The sequence below is a fragment of the Mesorhizobium sp. M4B.F.Ca.ET.214.01.1.1 genome, assembly GCF_004791545.1.
Taxonomy (GTDB): domain Bacteria; phylum Pseudomonadota; class Alphaproteobacteria; order Rhizobiales; family Rhizobiaceae; genus Mesorhizobium; species Mesorhizobium abyssinicae.
This window is the reverse complement of the sequence record NZ_SRUX01000002.1, coordinates 658,181-668,522: the sequence shown is the minus strand read 5'-3', so window position 1 is coordinate 668,522 and position 10,342 is coordinate 658,181. Positions and strand designations below refer to the sequence as shown.

8 protein-coding genes are annotated in these 10,342 nt (G+C 57.3%); all 8 read left to right on the top strand.

From position 1 onward, the window contains the following. Positions 1-26 precede the first annotated feature (26 nt). The 8 genes from EN857_RS06395 to EN857_RS06360 all read left to right on the top strand — a co-directional run bounded on the left by EN857_RS06395 (position 27) and on the right by EN857_RS06360 (position 10,259). Positions 27-1,424: an NAD(P)(+) transhydrogenase (Re/Si-specific) subunit beta gene (locus EN857_RS06395; RefSeq protein ID WP_127282904.1), complete on the top strand. Its 1,398-nt coding sequence runs from the start codon at positions 27-29 to the stop codon at positions 1,422-1,424. Between the two features lie 264 nt (positions 1,425-1,688). Then, a complete protein-coding gene (locus EN857_RS06390; RefSeq protein ID WP_135858196.1) occupies positions 1,689-3,017 on the top strand; it encodes a hypothetical protein in 1,329 nt (442 codons plus the stop codon). 2 nt (positions 3,018-3,019) lie between these two features. Continuing rightward, positions 3,020-4,417: a hypothetical protein gene (locus EN857_RS06385; RefSeq protein ID WP_135858194.1), complete on the top strand. Its 1,398-nt coding sequence runs from the start codon at positions 3,020-3,022 to the stop codon at positions 4,415-4,417. Positions 4,418-4,419: 2 nt separating this feature from the next. Next, positions 4,420-5,775, top strand: a complete 1,356-nt coding sequence (locus EN857_RS06380) for a CHAT domain-containing protein (protein ID WP_135858192.1) — start codon at positions 4,420-4,422, stop codon at positions 5,773-5,775. Then, a complete protein-coding gene (locus EN857_RS06375) occupies positions 5,772-7,169 on the top strand; it encodes a hypothetical protein (protein WP_135858190.1) in 1,398 nt (465 codons plus the stop codon). The genes EN857_RS06380 and EN857_RS06375 overlap by 4 nt, the downstream gene beginning before the upstream one ends. A gap of 186 nt (positions 7,170-7,355) precedes the next feature. After that, entirely contained in the window at positions 7,356-7,787 is a 432-nt protein-coding gene (locus EN857_RS06370; protein ID WP_135858187.1) for a hypothetical protein, read from the top strand. 20 nt (positions 7,788-7,807) lie between these two features. After that, complete coding sequence (locus EN857_RS06365; RefSeq protein ID WP_135858185.1) at positions 7,808-9,019, top strand: hypothetical protein; 1,212 nt, start codon at positions 7,808-7,810, stop codon at positions 9,017-9,019. A 55-nt stretch (positions 9,020-9,074) separates the two neighbouring features. Then, positions 9,075-10,259, top strand: a complete 1,185-nt coding sequence (locus EN857_RS06360; protein ID WP_135858183.1) for a S1/P1 nuclease — start codon at positions 9,075-9,077, stop codon at positions 10,257-10,259. The last annotated feature ends 83 nt before the right edge of the window (positions 10,260-10,342 follow it).

The window sequence follows — 10,342 nt, the reverse complement described above, 5'->3', positions numbered from 1 at the left end:
GATGTACAAGAAGAAGGACAAGTGACGTGAACGCCAACTTCGCTTCCTTCCTCTATCTGGTCTCCGGCATCCTGTTCATCCTGGCGCTGCGCGGCCTGTCGCACCCGACCACCAGCCGGCAGGGCAACCTCTACGGCATGATCGGCATGGGCATCGCCATTGCCACCACGCTGGCACTGGCCATTCCATCGGCCGGCGGCTTCGGCCTGATCGTGCTCGGCCTCGCCATCGGCGGTGGCGTCGGCGCGGTCACCGCGCGCCGCATCGCCATGACCTCGATGCCGCAGTTGGTGGCCGCCTTCCACTCGCTCGTCGGTCTTGCCGCCGTGATGGTGGCGGCCGCAGCCATCTACGCGCCGGAAAGCTTCGGCATCGGCACGGCGGGCGACATCCATGCCCAGGCGCTGATCGAGATGAGCCTTGGTGTGGCCATCGGCGCCATCACCTTCACCGGCTCGGTGATCGCCTTCCTCAAGCTCGACGGCCGCATGTCGGGCAAGCCGATCATGATCGGCGGCCGCCACTTCATCAACGCGGCACTCGGCATCGCGCTGGTCGTGCTGATCGTGCTCCTGGTCACCACCGAGGCCAAGCTGGTGTTCTGGCTGATCGTCGCCGCGTCGCTGGTGCTCGGCGTGCTGCTCATCATCCCGATCGGCGGCGCCGACATGCCGGTCGTGGTGTCGATGCTGAATTCCTATTCGGGCTGGGCCGCCGCGGCGCTCGGCTTCACCCTCGGCAACCTGGCGCTGATCATTACTGGCGCGCTGGTCGGCTCGTCGGGCGCGATCCTGTCCTACATCATGTGCAAGGGCATGAACCGCTCCTTCATCTCGGTCATCCTCGGCGGCTTCGGCGGCGAGACGGCGGCAGCGGCCGACGACGGCATCGAGCGCACCGTCAAGCAGGGCTCGGCCGACGACGCCGCCTATCTGATGATGAACGCGCAGAAGGTCATCATCGTGCCCGGCTACGGCATGGCGGTGGCGCAGGCGCAGCATGCGCTGCGCGAGATGGCCGACAAGCTCAAGGCCAACGGCGTCGAGGTCAAGTACGCCATCCATCCGGTTGCCGGCCGCATGCCCGGCCACATGAACGTTCTGCTCGCCGAGGCTAACGTGCCCTATGACGAGGTGTTCGAGCTCGAGGACATCAACTCCGAATTCGCGCAGGCCGACGTCGCCTATGTCATCGGCGCCAACGACGTCACCAACCCGTCCGCGCGCGACGACAAGTCCTCGCCGATCTACGGCATGCCGATCCTCGACGTCGACAAGGCCCGCACCTGCCTGTTCGTCAAGCGCTCGCTCGGCTCCGGCTATGCCGGCATCGACAACACGCTGTTCTACAAGGACGGCACCATGATGCTGCTCGGCGACGCCAAGAAAATGACCGAGGAAATCGTCAAGGCGTTTGATCACTGATTTGGCGACGCCCGATCAGGCTCCGGCTCAACATTGCGCGCTCAAAGCGTCGGACCCTGCCGTCAATTGGCCGTCGCTAAACGGGTTCCGCCAACACCCACGAGCTCTTGCGCCAACGCGTAGTTCCCTACAAGGTCGCGCGGAATGCCGCCATCAATATCGATCCTTAGCGGCGTCCGCTTGTGCGAAAAGTATTAGAGGTCTGGAAAGTAGGCGCTGAAGTAATATAGACTTGTCAGGCAATCGCGCTGCGGGGAGGAACGTATGTCGTTGGTGCCGGCAGGACCTTATGCTTTACCTGGTGTGAGCATGCCGAGCTGGCTTGTTCGTTTCGACAAAGACGGGCAATGCACGTCTCCAGGAACGGCGGCGGCGCTCATTGGGAAGATGCGCTCCGGAGACTATTCGAGCGTGCTCTTCTACGCTCATGGTTGGAACACCGATTTCGCGGCAGCTGTCGATCAGTACAGTCGCTTTCTGCGTGCCTTTGAAGCGGTAATTCACGAGCACCCGTTGCCGGGGTTCTCACCGATTTTTGTCGGGATAACTTGGCCAAGCGCGTGGATGCCCTCAACGCCTGGGCCGCAAATGGCCGCGGAAGGTGACGCGCAGCAGTCATCCGACGCTAATCTGTTCGAGAAAGTGATCTCCGAGATCGCGTCGGATATTTCGCACGAGGATCGTGCAGACTTCTATGAGCTGATCGATTCAGGGATGCTTGGGCGAGAGCAGGCCCTGAGACTGGCAGCCATTGTGTCGGGTATCATATCGCACCCACCAGAAGAGGTGGACGGCGCTGACGGCGAGCCGATTGGCGAAGAGGGCATTCTCAAGTTGGCGAGCTTGATGCGGACCGCCGAGTCGGGATCTGCAGAGGAAGACATCGACATTGACGAAATCGGCGTGGTGGGAGGCGGGGCCCGTCCCTTAGCAGCGGCCGGTGAGAGCTGGGATCCAAGAGATCTTATCCGCCTTGCCTCGCTCTTCCAGATGAAAGATCGGGCCGGGCGAGTTGGAAGTCGCGGCGTGGCCACACTGCTGCGGGACGTTTTGTCCGCAGCCAAAGGCGGCGTTCACGTGTTCGGCCACTCGTTTGGATCAAAGGTCATGTTGTCGGCCCTATGTGCGCCAGAACCGCTTTCGCGCCAGCCAAGCTCGCTTCTGTTGCTGCAGCCGGCGATTTCACATCTGTGCTTCGCGGAGACCGTTCTTGGGCGAGCTGGCCCAGGGGGCTACAGAGCGGCGTTGAGTCTGGTGAGATCGCCGGTCTTTACGACGTATAGCAGCATGGACTTTCCCCTTCACAACGTCTTCCATTTGGCCCTACGAAGACCATCGGATCTCGGAGAGCTACAAATCGGTGCTGCCGGTGAGCCACCTGGTCGGTATGCCGCTCTGGGCGGCTATGGTCCGAGGGGCATGGAGGATCGAACTCAAATCGATCCGATTCCGGCAGTCGGAGACGACTATCCTGCTTTGGCCGACTACAGGATTGTTGCGCTCGACGGCTCCGACAAGCGGATTACCTCCCATGGGGACGTTGCGAATTCCTACACTGCCTGGGCGTTGCGCACTCAAATTGCGAGGGCCTGAACATGGCCGAAGAGCTAAAACGCGAACACCAGCTCATGTCATTGCGAATGGAGCTATTGGCTTGGTCAGGAGACCCATACGTTTGGATAGAGTTTGAAAGTGGCGGAAGTTCCAAAAAGAACTGGAAGCTCCCCGCATCGATGCTCGGGCTAACCCGGGAGGAAAGGTCGAGCTTGCCGCAGGGTCCACACCTGCCGCATGGGTTGGCGCATGAGATCGCAGCTACTGCCAATGAAAATGCGCGTACCGGTCCATCTGAGCCACTTTGGCTCCATCTAATCAGACCCTACGGGCTTTTGGGTGCGATGCCTTGGGAAAGGTTGCTCGGGGATGTGGTTAACCGCCCGATTCTGAGGTTGCCAGATTTTCTTGAGCGGTCGAAGGAAGACCCCGACACATTAGAGATCGCTGTTTGCTTTGACCCCTCCATCAAAGGCGATCATTTCGCCGACTTTAGGCGCGTACATGACGTGATCTGTAGTGCATTCGACGCACCTAGAGCTCAGGTCGTCGCTCACCTATTTACGACACCCAAAATCGCTGAACACTTCGGCGCCTACCCAATCCCACGCTTGAATATTCATAGTCCGGCGCCGGCTTTGAGTGCATCCGAAAGTGGATTTGCTGGCCCTCGATCGTTCTCGCCGTGGCTCGGGTGGATCGAGAGCGTGCTACGGGATGAAGCTCTTGACGCTGTGCATTTCATCTGCCCCACCGAGTCATCCGACGAGAGATCCAATTTGCTGCTACGGGCATCGCCTGGTGTGGACGAGGCTAAATCATTGACTGCTGTCTATCCATCGGAGGTGGCCAGTTTTCTGCAGCGGATTGGCGCTTGGGCAGTGCTTTTTTCCCCGCCTCAGGGGTCTGGTACCGAAGAGTCTTGCAGGTACTTCGCGGATAACCTGGCTCAGATAAGGCCGGGACCGGTGCTGTATCACGAGTTTGATGACGACATTGAGCAGGTACGCAACCGATTAGACAAGGTTTATCAGTTTTTGTTTGCGTCGGACCCTTCAGAAGCCCCGCAGTTGCGGAGGGATTTCCTTTATTGCCAACCCGCTCTCGTCAGTAACTACCAAAACTGGGATGCGGAACGCACCGAGGTGCTGGGTCCGCCTCGCGCGTCGATAGCGCAGCGAATTCTGGCAAGGGTTACGCAGCAGACTGACCTGATACCAGACTACCACTTGCCGGAAGCCCCGATGTGGACATCAGCAGCGCAGCGTTTTGTTGAAAAGGCCTCGTTGGACTCTTCTCGCTTTCTGCGAACCGCACAAGGAAAGTTTCTTACCGAAACGGTGAGCAGTTCTGCTTTGAGCGCCAACAATGCCGTGCAAAGCACGCTTAGCGACATTCAAAAAATTATCGATCAACATACTATGCCCCCGAAGGACTGAGGATGGCGCCAGTCGTTATTGCTATACAGCGCGATTCCAACGGTTCAGGATTGGCGGCGAGGCTCTACCGTGCTCCAGTCGACCATCCCGGAGGGATGGATCCGAGCCTTTTGAATTTGCCTGATCCCATGCCAGAGTGCGACACGGACGCAAACATGATCGCGTACGGAGAAACGCTATTCGGCGCCCTCTCCAGCCATCAAGCGATTGGCACTGAAATTCAACGGCTGGCGGCAATGCCCGGAGCCGAGGTGGACGCTTTGCAGTTTCGCATTGAGACGCCCCTTGCAGAGCGAGTGCGCTGGGAAACTCTGTGTCGACCGGAACGCCAATTTCTCGCCGTGGCTCCAGGATGTCGCATAACTCGACTTGTCTCACATATCTCTGACGGGTGTATCGGTGTTCGTACCTACACCTTACCTTTGAAGGTGATGGCTTTCGTTTCTGCGGCAGGCATTGACGCGCGTCCCGAGCTCGACGAATTAATGGCCCAGATAGTGGCCGCGCGGGGGAAAAATCTGCCTATCGAAGCCCAAATTTATCTCGGCGATCAAGCCCTCTTGGCCGAGAAACAAGGCAAGGCAGAGCCGGGGTTCAAGTTCTTGCCCATTCCAGATTCGGCGGACGCCATAAAAGCCGAAATAAAGGTTCAAGAGTTCCAATTTTTGCATCTCTTTTGCCATGGCGGGACGGCATTGGGTGTATCTACCCTGGAGTTCGCGACGATCGCTGACAAGGAGGGCGATGCTGCGTCCGGATCCGTCAAGTTGGTGGTCGACGAGTTGGTGGCTGCCCTTGAAATACAGAGGTCTTCTTGGCTGACAGTGCTCAACAGTTGCTCCGGGGCGCGACCAGTACAGCACCTCAATTCCATGGCGTTCAAAATTGCCGAGCGAGGATCGCCAATCGCCGTAGGTATGAACGATCCGATCGATGCAGGTGATGCGACGCATTTTACCCGAACCTTTTATCGCGAAGTTTTAGACATTGTCGGGGCGGCACTTGCAGGCGCTGGTGGCGAAGTGGCGGAGATAGATGTCTCGCCTGCAATAGTTGCAGTACGTCAACATTTTTATGGGATGTACCAGAACAAACCGCCCGAGGCGTTTGGGCGTTGGTCGCTTCCGGTGTTTTATGAGAACCCGGTATCTCTGCAAGTTCGCTCCCTCCTTGATCCCGAGATGAAGGCTCGGGTCGACACGGTAGCCGAGGCATTGCGCAATCTCCCGGCAAGCACCCCGAGCGTAGTCCGTGATCAGATATTGGCGATTTTGGAAAAGCCGCCCGTGGTGCCCGTCCCGCTGCGGCCTGATCGGTTCGGTAGGTTTGGCAAGGTGGATGTCGGGGGGAATGGTTGAACGAGCCGATCGACAGGCCTGAGATTCTCCGTGCGAACGCTTGGGATGGAACAAAAGCTCTAACCCAACAACTTCCGTTAGTGTCGAAATGGGAGCTGCAGCCGCATGCATATCGTGCGGCACAGTGGTTAGCGCCGCCGGAGCTAGATGAGCGTGACTGGCGCAACGCCGACGTTGGTTGGGGCATTGTCGTTCCCGACAACGATGTCCTTGGCATTGTCGAGAAGGCGCGGGGTGACGACTTACCTGAGCCTTTGCGGACTCTCCTAATCGACCGGCCTGGTTCGCCGATTTTGCGCTTTCGCGCGGATTTGGGCGTTGGATTTCTTCGGCGCTATTACGAGGATGGCAGCGTCCAAGATCTTTCTGCGCAGAGCCCGACGCCTGGAACGCGCAAGGGGCGCATACCTCGCTATCTCATGATTTACGCCAGCCCGGTGCGGATCCCGTGGGCCGTCCAATATGCGCTGAATATGTCATGCTGCGTTGGAAGGCTGGATCTGGACGGAGATGACCTCGCAAACTATGTCGCGGCACTGATACACGGGTTCGACGAGGTCGATGCTCGGGCGCCGCTCATTTGGAGCGTAGACCACGGGAGCCCCGATATCACTTGGTTGATGGCCCGCGCGATCGGGCGAAAACTTTATGATAATTATGCTCAAGATAACGATCTAGGTGCTCGCGGCTGGCTGGGAGACGCCGATGCAACAGGAAGTCGACTGACATCGGCGATCGATGCCCATAAGCCTGCTTTGATCATTACCACTAGCCACGGGCTAACGGGGCCACTGAATGATCCCGATGGCTTGCGGGCGAGGCTCGGCAGCCTTGTTGACGCTGATCACTTACCATTGGCTTCGAATGCACTGGGACAAACCGCGGCGGCCGGTGCAATTTGGTACGCTCATGCGTGCTGTTCAGCCGGCTCGGACTCCGAGACGCGCTATGCGGGCTTACTTCCTGCCGGTGACGTTGCAACGATGCTCGCGGGCATTGCCGCGGCCGCCGGAGCCATGGTGGCGCCCTTGCCTCGTGAGCTGCTAGGCAGAAAGCGACCCATCCGTGCATTCGTCGGGCACGTCGAGCCTACGTTTGATTGGACGCTGCGAGACCCACAAAATGGGCAGGTGGTGACGCATGCCTTGGTCACGTGCCTTTGGAATGAAATCTATCGCAGTGGGATCCGCACCCCCATCGGGTTGGCGCTCTCACGCGTCTATCGAGAAGCGGGTTCATTCCTTGGAGGTTGGCGAACGGCAATGGAGAACGTCAACAAAGCGGTTCCGCACGCGCGGGACTGGGCCCTCTACTGCCAACTGGTCGCGATGGATCGTCAGGCCTTGGTGATACTGGGTGATCCTACAGTGGCGCTGCCACCTTTCGCCGGTTAACTACGCGGTGAATAGAGGTGGAATTTTTTTGTAGAAATATTATTTATTTCAATATGTTAGCGCAGAAATATGCTATCAAGAGTTAGACATATATTATCTAGCCAAGCGGTAAAATTTGGTATTGACGAAGTAGCTTAATTAGTAAATCTTAAAACCATAATAATCAGCCTTCGAGGGGAGGGTGATGTGAATCTTGTCTCTGTTTCTCAACAAGAAATCGAAGATCGCCTTATCGACTACTTCTCTAGTCATTTTGGCGACGATCCATCAGTGCTAACTCCGGCGACTAACATTCCGAAAACATATAATATCAATACCTTGGGATGGGCGGCTTTCGCCGACGCGCTGAGCAAGTTGCCATGGATGGTAAAACTTCACGTTCGCCTGGCTCAAAAAGAGATGGTGACGGTTCCTCAGATTCAGCAACTGGCGAACCTGATCGTTCGCAAGTTGCAACATGTCGTGGCCGTGCCGACAATAGCGTCAGAGGTGTTGACCCTCGACAGCTTAATGAAGGCCCATGAATTCATGGAAGCCAAGGTAGCGCAGAAAATTCGAGAGACCTCACCTAAGAAAAAGCCAAGGCGTGCCAAGGCCAAGAAATCGGCAGAGACCTAAAGGCGAGGTCGGGGGGTTCCATGAAGAATCTATGCGCAGCGCTCTTTGCGGCTATGATGCTCTTTCCGGTAGACGCAGTGGCAAAGCCTGTGGCTTGCAAATACACCGGCCCAGCCGGAGCACCTGCCAATCAGAGCGAGTGGCACGTATTTTTGCTACACAAGAACAGCCCGGTTTTCCAAAACTACGATGTCGATTGTGACGGCAAGCTCGGTGCTGACGAAGTCGCAACGTATACCGGCGACGAGGACGCCAAGGTCGCGTCGGCTTTGCATAGCGTGGAGAGGCATGCCGCCGAGGGCCATCCAATTCGCGTGACGGCCGACGGGGAGACAGTCCCTGTTGTGATCGGAAAAAATGATCCGGAAAAGGATCCTTGCGCTCCCGGCTGGAGGTATTTGCTGCGAGATAGCTTTGAGGATGTGTCCATCTTCACGTGTCCGAAAGCTGCAAAGGATGCCAAGGGTGCACAGTTCGACTGGAGCCGCGACAAGGTATCGGACAACGATGTTTGGTCCGCGAAAGGCGTCGCCGCGCTAGGCTACAGCGTCGCACTCGATCCGCCTAGCGACCCGTTTGCACCCTACGTCGTAGGCTATGCATTTGCACCCTCCATCTCGTTCAACAGGGTCGTGAACACGCTCGTAAGTCAGAAATCTAAGAACATCGATGTGCTTTCGTTCGCGGCGACCAGTGAACTGGCGCTTGGAAACGTGCTTGGTGGCACCCAGTACGTGCGGTTTAGGCCGGCGCTGAACACAACCTTCAACGGTGACCCTCGTTCGTGGTCGGCCACGGCGGAATGGCAGCCCTATTGGATCACCGACGGGATCTCAGTCAGCGTCCCGAACGGCCTCGGACCTTTCACTTGGGAACTGGATCCGATCGCTCGGCTCATTTACAGCGAGAAGCTGGGAGATGTGTCGTCGCCGCTATTCCAAGATGACGACAGCTCGCTTCGAGTTGGTGGTGTTCTCGCACTAACCGTCAAACCTAAGCAGAACGATCTGCTCGTTCCCAAATGGCTGCAGCCAGCATCATTTTTTACCACTTATGAGTGGTTGGAGGATGTGGATTCGGGCCACGACTATTCATTGCTAAGTCTGGGTCTGAATTTCAATTTGGACGAAGATGGTCACACAGCGTTGAAGCTCAGCTACTCCCGTGGCGATATCGAAGAGACTGCCCAATTCGTGAATCAAGCAAAAATCGGTCTCGCGGCGAAGTGGTGAGCTATCACCACGAAGATGCATCCAATTTAAAGCGGCCTGTACCTGGGAGGCGAATATGAAGAACGTGTTCGCGGCAGCAGCAGCGGCAGTCCTACTGGCATCTCCGGCATTGGCGTGGGGTCCGGAAGGCCACGCGGTGGTGGCGATGTTAGCCGAGGCCAAGCTATCCCCCGAGGCCAAGTCTAAGATCCGCAAGATATTGTTTGGCGCGCCATTGGTGACAGGTGCCGTCATGGCCGATGACATCCGAATTTCGCGACCGGAAACGGCGCGATGGCATTTCGCCGACATTCCATACGAAGAGGATCATTTCGACGCGGGTAGAGACTGTGCGGCAGAGGTCACGGGCGACTGTGTGATTGCGGCCATCGGGCGAGAAAAGGAGCTGATCGTTAATCCCGAGGCTTCTGTCTATGATCGCGCCGACGCGCTTAAAAGGTTGGTGCATTTCGTTGGGGATATTCATCAGCCCTTCCACGCAATCGAGCGCACGGTCGACGGCAATTCTGATCAAGGTGGCAACTTGGTCAAAGTGACGTTCTTCGATGACAAGAAGACCAATCTTCATTCGGTTTGGGACAGCGGCCTTATCCTCCACACCCAACTTACTGCCGAACAATATGTTGACCATCTGTCGAGGGACGTTGTCCCGAAGCTCGCGCCCGCTGACGTCGCCGAGGCCGATCCCATCAGATGGGCGGAGTCCAGCCACCGCATTGCAAAAGCCGCTTACGTCAAAAGCGGTGACGTGCTCGGCGACGATTACTACAACACTCACATTGGCAATGTTGATCAGCAGCTGGCGTTGGCGGGTTCCAGACTAGCAGCCATACTCGAAAGCCTACCGGATCTGGACGCCCCGGCCTACTTCACCTTTGAGCAGCGGGGCCCAGACAAGAGCCCCAGCAACTCGTTCGCATTCAAGTTGATTGACCAACGCACCGTCGCGATGGCCAGAAAGATCTTGAAGACAGGAATGGATCGGCATGTGCAAGGGACGATCGTAGTCAAGAAGGTGCCGTACAATCCTGCCTGGTCGTATTCGCTGATCCCTGAGAGCATCGGCTTTTTTGAGCAGGCGATTGAAGTCTGCGATGCGAACATGGCGCAGGTCGAACAACATGTCGACGAGATCGGCGGAAGCTACCTGCCAAAGGCGCATTGGTGTCCCTGGAGCTCAAAGTTGACCGCGGAGATCACGAACAAGATCGATTCGTCGACGGACCAGCCTAAACCCTGACCGCGTGCGCCTCATCGTCAGTCGTCTCGGTGGCTAGCCTTAGATTTGTTCGGACCTCTATGTGAGCCCACAAGGCAAGCGTG

Bases quoted from the DNA above. Each gene is read 5' to 3' on its own strand.
- EN857_RS06390 (WP_135858196.1), top strand. From the start codon at position 1,689: ATGTCGTTGGTGCCGGCAGGACCTTATGCTTTACCTGGTGTGAGCATG.
- EN857_RS06385 (WP_135858194.1), top strand. From the start codon at position 3,020: ATGGCCGAAGAGCTAAAACGCGAACACCAGCTCATGTCATTGCGAATG.
- EN857_RS06380 (WP_135858192.1), top strand. From the start codon at position 4,420: ATGGCGCCAGTCGTTATTGCTATACAGCGCGATTCCAACGGTTCAGGA.
- EN857_RS06365 (WP_135858185.1), top strand. From the start codon at position 7,808: ATGAAGAATCTATGCGCAGCGCTCTTTGCGGCTATGATGCTCTTTCCG.
- EN857_RS06360 (WP_135858183.1), top strand. From the start codon at position 9,075: ATGAAGAACGTGTTCGCGGCAGCAGCAGCGGCAGTCCTACTGGCATCT.